Annotated in this window: 14 protein-coding genes; 5 read left to right on the forward strand and 9 right to left on the reverse strand. The window is 62.7% G+C overall.

Going from position 1 to position 17,758, the window contains the following annotated elements; translation table 11 throughout:
• Window positions 1-166: 166 nt before the first annotated feature.
• Window positions 167-1,405: a glycosyltransferase family 87 protein gene (locus AWB79_RS25855; protein WP_096031611.1), complete on the reverse strand. Its 1,239-nt coding sequence runs from the start codon at window positions 1,403-1,405 to the stop codon at window positions 167-169.
• A gap of 812 nt (window positions 1,406-2,217) precedes the next feature.
• On the opposite strand from AWB79_RS25855, the gene AWB79_RS25860 reads away from it, so the two are divergent.
• From AWB79_RS25860 to AWB79_RS25870, 3 genes are all read left to right on the forward strand, one after another.
• The gene (locus tag AWB79_RS25860) at window positions 2,218-3,240 is read left to right on the forward strand and encodes a GlxA family transcriptional regulator (protein ID WP_061170282.1); all 1,023 of its coding nucleotides are present in this window, start codon (window positions 2,218-2,220) and stop codon (window positions 3,238-3,240) included.
• Between the two features lie 169 nt (window positions 3,241-3,409).
• Window positions 3,410-4,621 (forward strand): M24 family metallopeptidase, encoded by a 1,212-nt coding sequence (locus tag AWB79_RS25865; protein WP_061170283.1) that lies wholly within the window; start codon window positions 3,410-3,412, stop codon window positions 4,619-4,621.
• A gap of 161 nt (window positions 4,622-4,782) precedes the next feature.
• Window positions 4,783-6,081, forward strand: coding sequence for an MFS transporter (locus AWB79_RS25870; RefSeq protein WP_061170343.1), 1,299 nt, complete (start codon window positions 4,783-4,785; stop codon window positions 6,079-6,081).
• Window positions 6,082-6,084: 3 nt separating this feature from the next.
• Here AWB79_RS25870 and AWB79_RS25875 read toward each other — a convergent pair whose 3' ends face one another.
• Together AWB79_RS25875 and AWB79_RS25880 are read right to left on the reverse strand one after the other, a co-directional pair.
• Window positions 6,085-8,406, reverse strand: coding sequence for a penicillin-binding protein 1A (locus AWB79_RS25875; protein ID WP_232471017.1), 2,322 nt, complete (start codon window positions 8,404-8,406; stop codon window positions 6,085-6,087).
• 120 nt (window positions 8,407-8,526) lie between these two features.
• Entirely contained in the window at window positions 8,527-9,057 is a 531-nt protein-coding gene (locus AWB79_RS25880) for an Lrp/AsnC family transcriptional regulator (RefSeq protein ID WP_061170285.1), read from the reverse strand.
• A 148-nt stretch (window positions 9,058-9,205) separates the two neighbouring features.
• Between AWB79_RS25880 and AWB79_RS25885 the strand changes: the two genes are divergently transcribed.
• Window positions 9,206-10,222: a 1-aminocyclopropane-1-carboxylate deaminase gene (locus AWB79_RS25885; RefSeq protein ID WP_061170344.1), complete on the forward strand. Its 1,017-nt coding sequence runs from the start codon at window positions 9,206-9,208 to the stop codon at window positions 10,220-10,222.
• A 12-nt stretch (window positions 10,223-10,234) separates the two neighbouring features.
• On the opposite strand, the gene AWB79_RS25890 is transcribed toward AWB79_RS25885, so the two are convergent.
• From AWB79_RS25890 to AWB79_RS25915, 6 genes are all read right to left on the reverse strand, one after another.
• On the reverse strand, window positions 10,235-11,119 hold the full coding sequence (locus tag AWB79_RS25890) for a nucleotidyl transferase AbiEii/AbiGii toxin family protein (RefSeq protein WP_061170286.1): 885 nt from the start codon (window positions 11,117-11,119) through the stop codon (window positions 10,235-10,237).
• Window positions 11,097-12,128 carry a type IV toxin-antitoxin system AbiEi family antitoxin gene (locus AWB79_RS25895; protein WP_061170287.1) on the reverse strand — a complete coding sequence of 344 codons (1,032 nt, stop codon included), beginning with the start codon at window positions 12,126-12,128 and terminating at the stop codon, window positions 11,097-11,099. The genes AWB79_RS25890 and AWB79_RS25895 overlap by 23 nt, the downstream gene beginning before the upstream one ends.
• An 84-nt stretch (window positions 12,129-12,212) precedes the next feature.
• On the reverse strand, window positions 12,213-12,533 hold the full coding sequence (gene ppnP, locus AWB79_RS25900) for a pyrimidine/purine nucleoside phosphorylase (RefSeq protein ID WP_061170288.1): 321 nt from the start codon (window positions 12,531-12,533) through the stop codon (window positions 12,213-12,215).
• A gap of 100 nt (window positions 12,534-12,633) precedes the next feature.
• Complete coding sequence (locus AWB79_RS25905) at window positions 12,634-13,677, reverse strand: EpsG family protein (protein WP_061170289.1); 1,044 nt, start codon at window positions 13,675-13,677, stop codon at window positions 12,634-12,636.
• A gap of 329 nt (window positions 13,678-14,006) precedes the next feature.
• Complete coding sequence (locus tag AWB79_RS25910; protein WP_061170290.1) at window positions 14,007-15,329, reverse strand: MFS transporter; 1,323 nt, start codon at window positions 15,327-15,329, stop codon at window positions 14,007-14,009.
• Between the two features lie 76 nt (window positions 15,330-15,405).
• Window positions 15,406-16,257: a class II aldolase/adducin family protein gene (locus tag AWB79_RS25915; RefSeq protein ID WP_061170291.1), complete on the reverse strand. Its 852-nt coding sequence runs from the start codon at window positions 16,255-16,257 to the stop codon at window positions 15,406-15,408.
• A gap of 762 nt (window positions 16,258-17,019) precedes the next feature.
• Between AWB79_RS25915 and AWB79_RS25920 the strand changes: the two genes are divergently transcribed.
• On the forward strand, window positions 17,020-17,751 hold the full coding sequence (locus AWB79_RS25920) for a Crp/Fnr family transcriptional regulator (protein ID WP_061170292.1): 732 nt from the start codon (window positions 17,020-17,022) through the stop codon (window positions 17,749-17,751).
• Window positions 17,752-17,758 lie beyond the last annotated feature (7 nt).

Below are 17,758 nucleotides of genomic sequence, written 5' to 3' on the forward strand. Positions count from 1 at the left end.
ATACAGGCGCGAAGTGTCGCGCATACGTCATAGTCGACGACTGCGACGCCAATCGTCGTTAATGTCTTATGGTATGAAAAGATGATTTACGGCGGGGGCGTGCGGTTATTCGCACCAGCAGTGAAAACCCGGCGCGCCTCGTCGGCGGCCGGATTTAATGGCAGGATCAGATCGATTGCGAATCGAGGCGCGCGAGTCCATCGCGGCGCTCACGCGCCAGCACCGCCGCCGGCGGGAAATAACGCGCGACGCACAGCGCATAGGTGATGAACGCCGACACCGTGTACGTCGCGGATCGCTCGAGGAAGAACAACAGCAGCACGGCGACCGCGCCGAGCAGCAACTCCGCGCGCGGGGAGAAGGCGGACTGCTGCATATCCGGCCTTTCGAGCGCAGTGCCGATCAGGACCACCAGCGGAAGCAGCGCGACGACCATATGTATCGGTTCGAGTACCGGCGAAGCGAGCAGCATCGTCATGCAGGCGAGCGCGTAATCCGTGCGCCTGTCGCGGCTGCGGCGGAACACGAGATAGCAGGCGAACACGCAGATCGCCGCGCCAAAAATGGTCGCGGTGGCATGCAGCGTGGCTTCCGATGCGGGCATGCCGAGGCTCGTCGAGATCGTCTGCAGCGCGCCGCGCACGGAGCTGTTACCCGGCAATCCGCCGGCCGACTGGATCTGCGCCTGGAAACGCGACATGTCCACCGTGAAGTAACTCCAGATGATCCCGAAACCCAGCTTGCTCGCGGTGAAAAGCGTGAGCGCGATCGCGCAGAGGCCGGCCGAGATCACGGTGCGCCACTCCCGCCGCAGCAGCAGCAAGCCGACGATCGCCAGCGGCGTCACCTTGAACACAACCGCGACGCCGAGCAGCACGCCCGCGCTCCAGCGATTGTCACGCTCGATGAAAAAGAAACTCGCCGCCAGCAGGAAGAACAGGAGCTGGTTCGATTGCCCGAGGTAAGCGTCGTGCAATACGGGGAAGCTCAGCAGCGTGATCGCGATGAGCAAGGCCGTCACGCGTCGATCGGCGCCTCGATACGACATTTTGGCGGCCATGATCGCGCCAATGATGCATAGCACGACCGATATGCTCGTCCACACGAGCTTCGCGGCGAAGGGCGGCAACATGGCGAACGGGGAGAAAATCAGCGCGAAGTGCGGCGGATAGCAATACACCAGAATGTCGCCTTCCGTGTTCACGCCGAGGTTTTTCAGAAATTCGAGTAGCCGGTCGGTGTTATAGATCAGCGACGGATCGTGCGCCGAGCGTAGAACCGCATCGAACGCGTAGTAGTAGAAGTTGAAATCGCTGAACGCTTGCGCATGATTCGCGCGATATGAGAGAAAGTAGTGATAGATGATGACCATGCGGATCGCGAGGAATCCGATGGCGACCAGCATGAGAAACGCGGCGATAATTCGAACGTTATCGCCCGTTCGGGCGCCTACTCGTGCATTCAGCATGGGATCCTCTGTGCGTCGCTCATCAAATGCAACAAAGAGGCCCGTCCAGCAGGCCTCATAATTTATGTGATTTTCTTCGCATGAAACGTCCATGCTAGCGGCTCATACGGCTACCGCATGCTGACAGGAACGCGGTGGCGGCGTCAATCGCGTTTCCGTGATTGTGGTGCGAAGGCGAACGCAACCAGACTTCGAGAGAATTTTAGAACGTACGTTTCCTCTGCATTAACGTCCGCAAACATGCCGGCTTCGATGTCCGCGACGACTCGCATGAACGTCATCGAATGCCTTGGAGATCGACCGCAAATACCCGGTGAACGAAGCACGATTTTCTGTTGGCCGGGGTCAACCACATCTATAATCAGGAACACGAAAAAATCGTGAGCTTGCCTGGTCCGGTCAAGAATCGCGATTCGTCTCTAAGGGAGGCGCACCATGCTGAAAAAGAAATGGGTTCCGGGATTGCCTGAGCAGTTAGACCTTTCGCTATCGCCTCATTGGCCCGCTCGGCGCCGACAGAGATAGCCATAAGCTTCCACTTCCGCGTTTTCACCGGGATGGTGTATTCACTTCACTGTGAATCGCACTGACGGATCTCGCCCGTTCGATTCGCCCGGACGGTGAAGCGGCGGGGCGAAGGCCCACGCGCTTTCATTCATTCGAATCGCCCTTGATTCGACACTTCGATGGGCAACGCATGCTTACCGTATGCTTTGCCGCTCTCCGTCAACTCCGCCTCCTCGCCACCCATGACATCGACTGCTGAAAGCCGAAGTCCTTTACGTACCACCGCCAACACCAGGAACCTGCACGAACTTCGCGTCACCCGTATCGGTTTTCTTCTGCTGGAGAATTTCTCGCTCATTGCGCTCGCGTCGGCGGTCGATCCATTGCGCATCGCCAACATGGTCGTCGAGCGCTGCGTGTACGACTATCAACTCATCGCCATGCAGGCCGGCGCCGTGCGTTCGAGCGACGGCATTCGCGTCGAGCCCGATGCGCTCCTGACTGCGACGAACGACTTCGACGCGGTATTCGTGGTCGGCCCGAACCCGATCGCGCGCAAGGGGCTCGGCACGCTGCTCGACTGGCTGCGCGCGCTGGCGAGGAAAGGCATCGCGCTCGGCGGGCTGGACACCGGCAGTTATCTGCTCGCGCGCGCCGGTCTGCTCAACGGTTATCGATGCACGATCCACTGGGAAGATCAGGACGTATTGCTGGAGCAGTTTCCGCAGCTGATCGTGTCCAACCGGCTCTACGAAGCGGACCGCGACCGTTACACGAGCAGTGGCGGCATAGCACCGCTCGATCTGATGGTGCATCTGCTCGGCGTGTCGCCCGGCAGCAAGGCGCTCGCGGCGCGCGTGCTCGAACTGCTGGTCGCCGAGCGGCGCAGCAACGAACAGCGGCAGGTCACATCGCTTCGGCAATACATCGCGGCCGAACACGCGAAGCTCGATGAAGCACTGCAGATCATGGAGAGCAACATTGAGGAGACGCTTTCGATCGAGGAGATCGCCGGCTACATGAACGTGTCGCAGCGGCAGCTCGAACGCTGGTTCCAGGAGCGGCTGGGCAAGACGCCGGCGAACGCCTATCTGGAGATTCGTCTGCTGCGCGCGCGGCAACTGCTTTATCGAACCGCAAAGCCGCTGGAAGAAGTCTGCGCGCGCACGGGCTTCAGTTCCATGACGCATTTCTCCACGCGTTACAAGAAGCAGTTCATGATCACGCCGATCGCGGACCGTCGCCGCTATCAGGCCGCGCTCTGATTTCCATTCCTGCCCGAACATGCCCGGTGCTGACGTGCACGGGCGTGCTTCGTGGTTAACCCTCGATGTCGAATTCAGAAAGTCGCGAGTCGTTTGCGAAAATCTTCGCAAGGCCGCGCGCTCCTAACATCCGCTCACACGTACTGTGTTTTCACCAAGGAGCTGAGCGATGAAGATGGAGAACCTGATCCGGATCGAGAATGGCGAAAAAGCGAAGCACACGTTCTCTGATGCGGAATACGCGAGCCGTCAGGGCAAGCTGCGCGACCTGATGGCGCGCGAGAACATCGATGCCGTGCTGTTCACCTCGTATCACAACGTCAATTACTACGCGGACTTTCTGTACTGCTCGTTCGGCCGCAAGTACGGGCTCGTGGTCACGCCGCAAAAGGTGGTGTCGATCTCGGCGAATATCGACGGCGGGCAGCCATGGCGGCGCACGGTCGGGGATTACAACATCGTCTATACCGACTGGCAGCGCGATAACTTCTTCCGCGCGGTGCAGGGCGAGATCGGCAACAAGGGGCGCGTGGGCGTGGAGTTCGACCACGTCAGCGCCGAGACGCTCGCGAAGCTGCGCGACGCGCTGCCATCCGTCGAGTTCGTCGATATCGGCGCGCAGACCATGCGCATGCGCATGATCAAGTCGGCCGAGGAGATCGCGCTCATCAAGCACGGCGCGAATGTCTGCGATGTCGGCGGCGCGGCGCTCGCGGCCGCCGTGCATGAAGGCGTGCCGGAGCATGAAGTCGCGCTCGCGTCCACACAGGCGATGGTGCGCGAGATCGCACGCCGCTTCCCGGATTCGGAACTGATGGACACCTGGACCTGGTTCCAGTCGGGCATCAACACGGATGGCGCGCATAACCCCGTCACCACCCGCCGCGTGCGCCGTGGCGATATCCTGAGCCTCAACTGTTTCTCGATGATCGCGGGCTACTACACGGCGCTCGAACGCACGATGTTCTTCGACCATTGCTCCGACGAGCATCTGCGTCTGTGGAAGATCAACGTGGAAGTGCACGAGGCCGGATTGAAGCTCATCAAGCCGGGCGCGCGCTGCTGCGACATCGCGAACGAACTCAACAAGATCTACGCGGAGTACGGCCTGCTCAAGTACCGCACCTTCGGCTATGGCCATTCGTTCGGTGTGCTCTCGCATTACTACGGGCGCGAAGCCGGGCTGGAACTGCGCGAGGACATCGACACCGTGCTCGAACCGAACATGGTCGTCTCGATGGAACCGATGATCATGCTGCCGCAAGGTCTGCCCGGCGCGGGCGGCTATCGCGAGCACGACATTCTCGTGGTCGGCGAGAAAGACGCGACGAACATCACGGGTTTCCCGTACGGTCCGGAGCACAACATCATCAAGGGCTGAAGCGGTTCCTCGAGCAAGGCCCGATTGCGGGCCTTGCGAGCAACCTCCATCGCATCATTCAGATCCGGAGACAGTCAATGAGCACGAGGAAAGCCGTTTCAGGCGATTCGGCCCTAACGGGTGTCGTGGGGTCCGCGGCGATCGCGGGCGCGGGCAATGCAATGAACGCGGGCACGAAGGCGACGGCCGATCCGAACGTCTTGCGCCGCGCGGCATGGGCGAGCTTCATCGGCAACTTCGTCGAATGGTTCGACCATGCATCGTATGGATATCTCGCGACGATCATCGCGGTCGTGTTCTTCCCGAAGACCGATTCGACGACCGGCCTGCTCGCCGCGTACGCCGTGTTTGCGATCTCGTTCATCGTGCGGCCGATCGGCGGCATCGTGTGGGGTCACTTCGGCGACAAGATCGGGCGCAAGACCTCGCTGTCGTTGTCGATATTGATCATGTCGGGATCGACCTTCGTCATCGCATTCCTGCCGACATATGCCCAGGCGGGCATGCTCGCGCCGATCCTTCTGCTGCTGGTGCGCGTGGTGCAGGGCTTCTCCGCATCGGGCGAATATGCGGGCGCGGCGGCGTTTCTCGCGGAATACGCGCCGCAGAACAAGCGCGGCTTTTATACGAGCATCGTGCCCGCGAGCACGGCTGCCGGACTGTTGTTCGGCTCGCTGTTCGTGGCGCTGCTTCATGCCTTGTTGACCAGCGAGCAACTGCATTCGTTCGGCTGGCGTCTGCCGTTCCTGCTGGCCGCGCCGTTCGGACTGGTTGGCCGTTATATCCGCGTGCGTCTGGAAGACACGCCGCGCTTCAAGGCGCTGGAGCAGGAGCAGCACGTCGCGCATGCGCCTATCGCGGAGCTGCTCGGCAAGCATCGTCGCACGATGCTGATCGCCTTCGGCGTGACATGCCTCAACGCAGTCGCGTTCTACCTCGTGCTGAGCTACATGCCTACTTATCTCTCGACCGAAATGGGCATGAGCGAAACGTCATCGTTCCTCGCCGCGACCATTTCGCTGGCCGTGTACATCGCGCTGATCTTCGTGATGGGGTCGCTGTCCGACCGCTTGGGCCGCAAGACGATGCTGATCGGTGCGTCGATCCTGTTCGCCGTGTTGACGGTGCCCTTGTTCAAGGGACTGGCGGGCGCGAGCTTCATGATGATCGTCGCGATCCAGGTTGCGTTCGGCGCGCTTCTGACGATGAACGACGGCACGCTGCCGTGCTTTCTGTCGGAGATCTTTCCGACGCGCGTACGCTACAGCGGCTTCGCGTTCTGCTTCAACGCGGCCAACGCGGTGTTCGGCGGCACGGCGCCGCTCGTGGCGACCTGGCTGATCGGCGCGACGGGCAGCAAGCTCGCGCCGGCGTGGTATCTCGTGGGCGCGGCGGCGATCGCGTTGATCGCGATGATCGCCAGCCGCGAGACCCTGCATGCGCCGCTCGCGGACGAGTGATGCTTACTGAGGCTCCGATGCCGCTTGCGCGGGCGCTTCGCTTGCGGCATCGGAAGGCGATGATGGCAATATCGGCGGCATCGACGTAAACACAGGTGGCGCCGCTTGCGGCGCCGCTTCCGTCACTTCCGCCGCCGGCTCCGCGGGCGCGCGCTTCACGCGCGCCGGATGCTGCGCCGCCGTCTGCGCGGTCTTCGGCGCACCCGGCTTCGGCGCTTTCGAGAAGGTCTCGCCGAACCATGTCCGTACGCTCGCGAGCGTCGTCTGCCAGAGGCTCGGCGTTTCCTGCGTATCGAAGCGCGCGCGTGCGTCGATCAGATGCGAGCGCAACGAGCGCTGCATGAAGTCGCCGACGATAGGCAGCGCGCTATGCGCGCCTTGTCCCCAGTAGTCGCTGCGCAGCGTGACGCGGCTGTCGTTGAAGCCGACCCACGCGCCCGCCACGAGTTGCGGCTGCATCAGGATGAACCAGCCATCGGCGTTGTCCTGCGTCGTGCCGGTCTTGCCGGCCACATCGGCGCGAATGCCGAAACGCGTGCGGATCGTCGTGCCGGTGCCGCGATTGATCACGTCGCGCATCACGTCGATGAGCTTGCGCGTCGCGTCGATCGACAGCGCGCGCTCGGGCGAGCTTTCGAACTGCGCGAGCACGTCGCCGTCCTTGTTCTCGATGCGCGTGACGAGCAGCGGCTCGAGATAGCTGCCGTCATTGGCGATGGTCCCGTAAGCCGACACCATCTCCTTGAGCGTGACCGGACTCGTGCCGAGCGCGAGCGACGGCACCACGTCGAGATGACTCTCGCGCACGCCCATGTCGCGCGCGAGCCGCGCGACGCGCCCGGGACCGACTTCCTGCATCAGTTGCGCGGTGATGCGGTTCTTCGAATAGGCGATGCCGTCGCGCAGACTGACGGGCTTGCCCGTGGGCGGCGAGTCGTCGGTGGGGCGCCAGGTTTCCGCGCCGTTCACCGGAATCTCCACGGCCTGATCGATGAAAGTATCGGCAGGCTTTGCGCCGTGCGCGAAGGCCGCGCCGTAGACGAAGGGCTTGAAGGTCGAGCCGGGCTGGCGGCGCGCTTGAGCGACATGATCGAACGGGTCCTGCGTGAAGTCGCGGCTGCCGACCCACGCCTTGATCTGGCCGTTGCGCGGATCGAGCGCGACGAACGCCGCCTGCACGCGCGTCTTGCTTTCGCACAGCGTCTGCATGAAGGCGCGATCCGCGCCGAGTTTCTTGATGGCGTCGGCATCGTTCGAACCGCTCGTGCGCAGCGCACGGTATTGATCGGTCTCGCGGATGAACGCATGCGCCAGATCCGGGTTCGCGTTCGCGCAGCCGCCGCGTCCGCCCCACGCCGCATTGGCGATCGACTGCAACTGATTGCCTTGCAAGGCGAGCGCGCTGGTCGCCATGCTCTGAAGACGCGAGTCGATGGTCGTGCGCACGACGAGGCCATCGGAATAGATGTTGTAGTCGTTGTCGTCGGCCCACGCGATCAGCCATTTGCGCAGCTGCTGCGCGAAATGCGGCGCGCGGCCGGGCTCTTCGGTCTGCCGCTCGAAATCGATGCGCAGCGGACGCTTGCTGAGCGCATCGAGTTTCGCGGCCGGCAGATGGCCGAACTTGACCATCTGCCCGAGCACGATGTTGCGCCGCTCGAGCGCGCGCTCCGGGTTCATCACCGGGTTGTAGTAGCTATTGCCCTTCAGCATGCCGATGAGCGTCGCGCTTTCGAGCACGTCGAGCTGACCGGCGGATTTGCCGAAGTACGTGCGCGCGGCCATCTCGATGCCGAATGCGTTGTAGAGAAACGGCACCGTGTTCAGATAGGTTTCGAGAATCTCGTCCTTCGAATAGACGGCTTCGATCTTGAACGCGGTGATCGCTTCCTTCACCTTGCGCGTGAGCGTCTGCGAGCGGCCGATCTCCTCGGGATAGAGATTGCGCGCGAGCTGTTGCGTGAGGGTCGAGCCGCCTTGCCGGTCGCCGGAGAACGTGCGCAACGCGGCGCCCGCGGTGCGTTTGAAGTCGATGCCGTGATGCGAATAGAAGCGCCGGTCTTCGGTCGAGATGAGCGCGTCGATCACTTGCGGTGAAATCTGCTTGAGGCTCACCCATTCGCGATGCGTCGGCTTGAATTCGGCGAGCAGCTTGCCATCGGCGGAATAGATCTGCGCGGGCTGATCGACCTTCGCCTTTCTGATGTCGCGAATGCCGGGCGTGAACGGAATCAGCACGAGCACGTACAGCAGCAACAGCGCAGGCAGGAGAAGCAGCGTGCGTGGCCGCAGATGCGGGCGCAAGCGCAACGCGAGACGGGCCACCGTTGCTCGGGCCAAAGCTTTGAATTCAGACGCGGTCACAACGAAACGGGATTGCCCGGATAAAGGAAAACCCCGAATCGTAGCGTAATTTTTCAGCAGGCTTGCAAAAAATGCCCTGCTTCAGGGGCCCGAACGCGCGCCCGCCGATTCGCCGATGGGAAACGCCGTCGTGGAAAGAATCTCGCGCAATACAACGAAGGTGCGAATCTGCCGCACACCGGGCAGATACAGCAGCTTCTCGGCGTGGAGACGATTGAAGCTCTCGCTGTCGCGCGTGCGGATCAGCATGAAGAAATCGAATTCGCCCGTGACCACATGGCACTCCATGCAGCCCGGCACCTTCTGCGCGGCCTTTTCGAAAGCGTCGAACGAGTCCGGTGTCGAGCGGTCGAGGATCACGCCGATCAGCACGAGCATGCCCGCATCGAGCGCTTTCGGATCGAGCAGCGCGACGGTCGCGCGAATCAGGCCGGCCTCGCGCAAGCGCTCGACGCGCCGCAGGCACGCGGGCGCGCTGAGATTGACCTTTTCCGCGAGCGCCACATTCGAGATCGATGCATCGCGTTGCAACTGACGGAGGATCGCGCGATCGACGCGATCGGTCTGGACGCCCGCCGGATGCGGGTTCGAGGCAGGTGCGGTTTTTTTCATTGCGTCGTCGGGCTGACAAGCGAAATAAACGAACGTAGAAGGCGCGATGCTTTATGAAACGTTAGGCGTATCGCATTTTTTTCGCAACCCGGTCTATCTCGCGAATCACTACGATGAGGTCCTGTCCATCATCACGAGGATGCCGACCATGAACCTGCAACGTTTTCCCCGCTATCCGCTCACATTCGGGCCGACGCCCATTCAGCCGCTCAAGCGTCTTTCCGCGCATCTCGGCGGCAAGGTCGAGCTCTACGCAAAACGCGAGGACTGCAACAGTGGTCTCGCCTTCGGCGGCAACAAGACACGCAAGCTCGAATATCTGATTCCCGAAGCGCTCGCGCAGGGCTGCGACACGCTCGTGTCGATCGGCGGCGTGCAGTCGAACCAGACGCGCCAGGTCGCGGCGGTGGCCGCGCATCTCGGCATGAAGTGCGTGCTGGTGCAGGAGAACTGGGTCAATTACTCGGATGCGGTGTATGACCGCGTCGGCAATATCCAGATGTCGCGGATGATGGGCGCGGACGTACGCCTCGTCGCAGATGGCTTCGATATCGGCATTCGCAAAAGCTGGCAGGAAGCGATGGAAAGCGTGCGCGCGGCGGGCGGCAAGCCGTTTCCGGTGCCGGCGGGCTGCTCGGAGCATCCGCTGGGCGGACTCGGCTTCGTCGGCTTCGCGGAAGAAGTGCGCGCGCAGGAAGCGGAGCTGGGTTTCAAGTTCGACTACATCGTCGTGTGCTCGGTCACGGGCAGCACGCAGGCGGGCATGGTCGTCGGCTTCGCGGCGGACGGGCGCGCGCGACGCGTGATCGGCATCGATGCATCGGCGAAACCGGAACAGACGCACGAGCAGATCACGCGCATCGCGAAGCATACGGCGGAGCTCGTCGATCTCGGGCAGGACATCACGCGCGACGACGTGATTCTCGATACGCGCTTCGGCGGCCCCGAATACGGCTTGCCGAACGAAGGCACGCTGGAGGCGATTCGTCTGTGCGCGCGCTTCGAAGGCGTGCTGACCGATCCCGTCTACGAAGGCAAGTCGATGGACGGCATGATCCGGATGGTGCGCAACGGCGAGTTCCCCGAAGGCTCGAAGGTGCTCTACGCGCACTTGGGCGGCGTGCCCGCGCTCAACGCGTACAGCTATCTGTTCCGCAACGGTTGATGTCTTTATCGATCATGCGGATGCGAGAAACGACCGCCTGAACGCGTCGAACAGCGCGGCGATGGTTTGCGCGTCGTCGCCTTCGAACACCGGCATGCGCGAGCCGAGCATATGCGCGAGCAGCGGCGGCGCGGGATCGTCGGGGCGCAGGATCGCGAGAATCTGCGCCCGGACATCGTCGCCGCTCGCGATCGTCGCCGTGTCGCGGCCGAGCAGCGCGGCCCCGGCGATATCGGGATCGTGGCCGTGCGCTTCGACGAGATCGAAAGCATCGGAATAAAGCCGGTCGAGATTGCCGGCCTGCGCATAGCGCGCCATCAGAAACAACAGGTCGATGGCGTCCTTGCGGTCGGCCGCGTGCCGGTCCTGCCACGCGACGATCTTGAGCATGGCCTGCGCCGGCAGCGAAGCGACGGGCACCACGAGATCCGGCGCGATGCGCACGGGCAGGGCGGCATCGAGCGCCTGCCGGAAACCCGCGACGTTCATGCGCACCGACCAGTCGGGCGGCCACGCAATTTCGCCATGCTCGTCCTGCACGCCGCCGAACGGCACGATATCGAGCCAGGTGCGCGCGCCGCTCTCGGACGCGCTGTAATTCAGCCGATGCGCCGAGCCTTTCGGCGCCTTGAAATTGCCCGACGCCAGCAGCGCGTTTCGCAAGGCTTCGTGGCCGGTCCAGCTTTGAATCGAAATGCCGATATCGACATCGGCGGTCGCGCGCATCGCCTCGATGTCATGGACGTGCGTGAGGAGAATGTCGCGCGCGCTCGCGCCGCCGACGAACCACGCGATACGCGTCGCGGCGGATGCGTCGACGACTTCGCGCAGCATCGCGCGGGTCGGCCCGACGAGCGGCCGGTGCGGCAGGAGTTCAAGCGGCAAGATAGCGTTCACGCAGCATCCTCGCGGTTTCGAGATTGCGCGAGTCGCCGCTCGCGACGAGATCGGCGTAGACGAGCAGCGGCGCGACGACGTTCGGCGGAAGTCCTTCGACGGGTGCGAGCGCCACGGGCGCGCGCAGGAACTCGACATTGCCGGCGGCATCGGGCCGCAGCCGCGCCCGCATGATCCATTCGCGCGGCACGGCATCGGCGCAATAGGCGGTGACGGTCGCGGGTTTGAGATAACCGGTGAGCAGCGCGGCAGCGGGTTCGCCGCCGAACTGGCACACGCCGGGCAAATCGGGCGCGTCGCGCCACCAGTCGCTCGATTCGGCGCGATAGCGGCCGAGCAGAAGCGATTCGCGCAATTGCCGCGGATAAAGCGTGACCCATTCGTCGATCAGCTTGTCGCGGTCGGCGAATTGCAGGCCGCTTCCATCGGGCCGCTCGAATACGTCGCGATGATCGACCAGCGCGCGCATGGCGTTCTGCACCGTGCCGTGACTGACACCCGCGCTCTGCGCGATCTCGCGGTAGCCCCGTTCCAGCAGCGACGGCGTGACGAGCAGCGCGAGCGTGACGCGCAGCGTCGATTTCGTCCAGGTGCGCGAACGGGCCGCGCGGCTCTGCTCCACGCGAGGGCGTCCCGAGACGATCACGACGCTATTGCCTTCGACGAGGCTGGCATTGCCCGCGAGGTCGAGCGCATCGACGCCCATTTCGCGGCATGCGCCGATCATGTTCGGCGTGAGATGACGCGTGACGAGCGCCGGTTTCACGCCGTTGCCGTTTTGCGCGGCCGAAGCGCTGAAAGCCGACAATGCGCCGAAACGGTCGATGTTCTCGCGCACGAGCACGGGTCGTTTGAAACGCGCCGTGCCGATGCGGAATTCGATGGCGGCATCGTATTCACCGCCGGCGGGCGCGCGGGCGCGCCGCGCGTCGAGGCCGGTCGCTTCGCTGAAGGCGGCGGCTGCGGCTTCGACGAATTGCTCGATCCGGTGATCGACCCTGGGCGGCATGACGGAGTTCCGGTGTCCAATTTTTCGGATTGTACACGAAACGTGGACAGCGAGAAAAATTGGACAGTTACTTCGTCGCGCGCTTTAGAGATAGCTGCAGACGTAGTCGAGCGTCTCGATCACGTCGATATCGAAGCGGCTCTTGCCCGGCACCGAAAACGACTCGCCAGCGCCATACGTCTTCCACTCGTCGCTGCCCGCGAGGCGGATGCGGCACTGCCCGGCCTGCACTTCCATGAGTTCCGGCGCGTCGGTGCCGAAGTTGAGCGTGCCGGGCAGGATCACGCCGAGCGTCTTCTTCGTGCCATCGGCGAAGAGAACGGTATGCGACACGCACTTGCCGTCGAAATAGACGTTGGCGCGTTTGATAACGGAAACCTGATCGAATTGCGTTGCGGCCGTCATGGCGGTGTTCCTTGAAATCGACGAGAGTGGATGCGGACTGCGCGCACGCTCGACTCCGCATGGCGCGCAGGCCCGTCATCATACAGCCCGCCGACTCGGATCATCCGATGAAATAGTTGTACACGCCGCGCCCATACGCGAGGTAAGCCTCGGAGAAGATCATGAAATACAGAATGATCGTCAGCCACAGGGTCACGCCGTTCTTGACGCGTATCTCCTGAGCGAAGAACGGCAGCATCAGCGAGATGTAGTAGAACACGCGGTCCTTGCCGAAAGGGAACAGCGTGAAGGCGAAGACGAGATAGACCACCAGCCCGAAGTGCATCAGCGAGAGATCGCGCAGCGAAGCGCGCAGACGCAGCTCGCGAATATACGGAAGCGATTTGATCAGCAGGATCGAGCCGATCGCGTAGGAGAGCATCAGCACGAGCAGATTGACCGAGAACTCCGCCGTATAACCGGCATAGTCGCCCACGCGCCGGCCGCCGAAGGTATCGAACAACATCTGCGCGCTCATCGACAGCAGGCCACCCGCGATGCTCACCACCGGAATCGCGACGCGATCGTTCGAGCCGGCGAGGCGCGCGGCGATCAGCAGAATGGTCGGGAAGGCGATCGTCGTATGAATCGTGCTGGCGATCAGCATGCCGAGCACCGGCCGCCTGAAGTTGATCGCGAACAGCATTGCGATGCCGAACGCGAAGCCCTGGCGAATCTGGAACAGACCCGTGATGCACAGCGCCGAAGGCACCACGATCCACAGGAACAGGCCGAGCAGCGGACGCCTCAGCCGCGCGAGCGCGCAGAACACGAGACCGTTGGCGAGCGCGACAGTAATGCGGATCGCGGTGTCGGGCGTGAAGCCCAGCGAGTTGATGGAAACGATCCACAGACGCCAGCCGATTTCATCGGTGACGATGCGCGGTATGAGGCTCAGGCCGAATCCGCGCCGATCGAAGTAGTGGACGAGCCAGTTCCAGTCGGTATAGCGGAAGTAGGCGAGATACGCCTCCTGGTCGGGCAGGCGCCAGACCTGCCGTTCCGAGGTGCACAGCAAATATATGATGTATGACGCGATGAAAATGAAAGCCCATCCCGACCACGTGGCGAGGAAGGCCGACTCTTCGCTCGGCTTGCGGCTCATATCGAAAGAGCCGGGGGACTTGCGCAACGCCAGATTTTTCATGGTCTAGATAGAGTGCGGGAGCTGCGCCCGGGCGTTCGTATTTACCTCGATGAAAGGCGCGTGCAATCGATATGTCCGCTTTCGTCAGCGTTAATCGCAGTGCCGGAGGTTGAGACACTAACGGTTTTTGCTCCGCCAGAGTGCGCGGTTCTGCACACAGGAAGGTATCTCGCGCCGCGCAATCGAAGCGATGCAGCGACACAATGCCAGAAATGCAAAACGGGCGATGCGGCTTCGACCGCATCGCCCGTCATCATCGCCCGTCGCGGGCGATGCCAATCGTCAGATCAACGGTTCACGAGGCGCTTGGGCATCAGGAGAACCAGCAAGCCGCCGATCGTGAGGCACGCCGCCAGCGTGTACACGCCGAGATCGGTCGAGTGCGTCTTGTCGATGATCCAGCCGATCACATACGGGCTGATGAAACCGGCCAGATTGCCGAACGAGTTCACCACCGCCACGCCCGTCGCCGCGGCCGCGCCGGCGAGGATCGCCGTCGGCAGGCACCAGAACTGGCACAGCGTGGTCATGACGCCCATCGTCGCGACGGTGAGGCCGATCATCGCCAGCGTGACGTTGCCGCTGCCTGCCATCACCGCGGCGATCCAGCCCGCCGTGCCGATCAGGCCGGGAATCGCGACGTGCCAGCGGCGTTCGCGGCGTGCATCCGAGCTGCGCCCGACGACGATCATCGCGATCGCGGCGGCGGCGTACGGCAGCGTCGTCAGGAAGCCGATCATCAGCGGATCCTTCACGCCCGAGCCCTTGATGAGCGTCGGCAGCCAGAAGCCCACGCCGTACAGGCCCATGATGAAGAACAGGTAGATCACGGAAAGCGCCCAGACCATCGGGTTCGTGAAGCCGTCCTTGAACGAATGCGATTCCACGCCGGCTGCATCCGCGGCCACGTTGGCGGCGAGCGTCTGCTTCTCGGAGTCGGTCAGCCATTTGGCCTGTTCGATGCCACGGTCGAGCAGGAAGATGATGGCGAAGCCCAGCACGAGCGAAGGAATCGCTTCGAGCAGGAAGAGCCATTGCCAGCCCGCGAGGCCATGCGCGCCGCTCATCGCGTGGAGAATCCAGCCGGACAGCGGGCCGCCGATCACGCCGGAGATGGGAATGCCCGTCATGAACATCGCGATGATCTTGCCGCGTCGCGCCGCCGGGTACCAGTACGTCAGATAGAGAATGACGCCGGGGAACAGGCCCGCTTCGGCGAGACCGAGCAGGAAGCGCAGGATATAGAAGGTGGTCGGCGTGTGCACGAACATCATCGCGGCGGAGATGATCGCCCACGTGATCATCACGCGCGCGATCCAGAGCCGCGCGCCGACCTTGTGCAGAATGATGTTGCTCGGCACCTCGAAGATGAAGTAGCCGATGAAGAAGATGCCCGCGCCCAGACCGTAGACGGTTTCGCTGAAGCCCAGGTCTTTCAGCATCTGCAGCTTGGCGAAGCCGACGTTCACGCGGTCCAGATACGCCGCGACGTAGCACAGAAAGAGCAGAGGAATGAGGCGCCAGGTCACTTTCGCGTAGAGCGTGGACTCGGATGTGTCCGCGCGCTGAAACTCGGGCGACGTCGCGAGCGCTTGTCTCGACGTGGTCATGGGGATGTCTCCGACTTTTTTGGGGGAATCTCCTCGCCTTTCTCCGAAGGCGAGGACTTGCTTCAAAAACGAACGATCAGTCGAACATGTCGGGTTGCGTGGCGACCAGGTCGTTCCAGATGGTCTGGAAATGCAGCCAGCCGATATAGTCGCTGCCCACGTGCTCGCGGCTGTAGCGCGCGCGGTCTTCGGGCACGAGCTTCGGCGTGATGCCGGTCGCCTCGATCATCAGTTGTTGCTGGCAGCAGCGCTCGAGCGCGATGAACCAGAACGCGGCGGAATCGATGCTGTGGCGGCTCGCCGTGAGCAGGCCGTGATTCTGGTGAATCGCCGCCTTCACGCCCTGGAACGCATTCGCGACCTTGTTGCCGCCCTTCACCTCGACGGCGACCTTGCCCGCCTCGTCGCCGATCACGACGTGGTCTTCGAAGAACGCGCACGCGTCCTGCGACATCGGGATCAGCGGCTTGCCGAGCGCCGCGAACGCGGTGCCGTAGACCGTGTGCGCGTGGCACATCGCGACGATGTCCCGATGCTGCTCATGCACCGCCGCATGCAGCACGAAGCCCGCGCGATTGATCGCGTATTTGCCCTCGACGACATTGCCCTGATGATCCGCGCAGATCAGGTTCGACAACTTCACCTGCGCGAAATGAACGGCCATCGGGTTGGTCCAGTACAGCGACGGATGCTCCGGATCGCGCACGGTGAGGTGGCCCGCGAAACCGTAGTCGAAGCCCTGCAGCGCAAACGCGCGGCAAGCGGCGACGAGGCGCTCCTTCAGATACTGGCGGTGCTCCGCATGGCTCGCGAAGGTAGGCAGCTCGGGGAAGATCAGGCCTTCCTGCTCCGGCTGATAAATCGACACGCGGCCCTTCAGGTCGATTGCGTCTTCGGTCTTGGCAGGTGTCTCGATGACTTCGCTCATGTCTCGCTCCATGCGGATTCGGTGGAATGTCGAGCATGGTGCCGCGCGTCATGACTGAGCACAAACGAAGCTTGTTCAACAAAACATGAATCACATTCATGTGAAGACGCTACAAGGCCGTTCGCTAACCCCCTCGGCGCGAAGGTGTACGCAATGCAACATTTTTGCTCGCATCGCGTGTTCGTTGCCGATCATGCGCCCGCGCTTGCGCAAGTCTGTATGAATTCCCGCGAAGCCTTGCCCACCAAGGCGCGAGGCCGGTGCGGCATGCAGCCGGACGATTTAGAAATCGGAAAAGATGACCAGGTTTGCAACATTTTTCGCACGCGACTCTTTATCGATATGACAAGGACTTTGCACGCCATGCACGGTGCGCTCGCGCCGGTTGCAAATCGCCGAACCCCAGTGCTGACGGGACATTCCCCAGAAGAAAACGTTTGTCTGAGGCAATCGACCGACCGTCAAACCGTATGAAGGTCGCCTTTCACGATTGAATCAATTTTGATCGCGCGCCATCTCGTGGCCAGCGCGTCCGGGCGCAAACCCTCACAGGTATAAGGATTGACGTGCGCTGGCACACCTCTCGCTTATGTATGACCACGCACGGAGACCACCGCACGCAACTAATAACTACAAGCGGCATTTGTGCTACGGGGCTGGTCGCAACAGGATTCGGGGTAAGCGCGAGGCGCATGCACGAATCCTGTTGCGGACCGGAAGAAAGTAAAAGCGCGCAGCGCACACGCACGAGAATAAAAGAACATGTTGACACTTCAATCCGATCTGCACGGCAACCATCTGTTGGGCGCTCTTCCGCCGCAAGAATGGCAGGCCATCGCTCCTCACCTCGAACTCGTTCAACTGCGCACCGAGCAGTTGCTGTGCGATTCGGGGCAACGCATTCATCACGTGTACTTCCCGACCACGGCGATCATCTCGCTCCTGCATACGATGGAAGACGGCGGTTCCGTCGAAGTCGCGGCAGTGGGCCGTGAAGGCATGTCGGGCGTGCCGGTGCTGACGGGCGGCGACACCATGCCGACGCGCGTGCAGGTGCAGTGCGCGGGCGTCGCGTATCGCATGAGCGCGGGCGCGTTGCGCGAGCACTTCGGCCGCTCCGACTTCCTGCGCCGCGTGATGCTGCTGTACATGCAAGCCCTTCTCACGCAGGTCGCGCAGACGGCCGCGTGCAACCGCCATCATTCGCTGTCGAAGCAATTGTGCCGCTGGCTGCTGATCCAGACCGATCGCACCCCGTCGGACCATCTGCGCGTCACGCAGCAAATGATCGCGGACATGCTGGGCGTGCGTCGTGAAGGCGTGACCGAAGCAGCCGGCAAGCTGCACGACCTCGGCCTGATTCATCACAGCCGCGGTTGCATCAAGGTGCTGGACCGCGCCGGACTGGAAGAGCGCGCTTGCGAGTGCTACGGGATCGTCAAGCGCGAATTCGACCGGATGTTGCCGCGCCGCCAGGCCGAAGCCGTCGTGTAAAAGAAGG

The sequence above is a fragment of the Caballeronia hypogeia genome, from assembly GCF_001544875.2.
GTDB classification, from domain to species: Bacteria; Pseudomonadota; Gammaproteobacteria; order Burkholderiales; family Burkholderiaceae; genus Caballeronia; species Caballeronia hypogeia.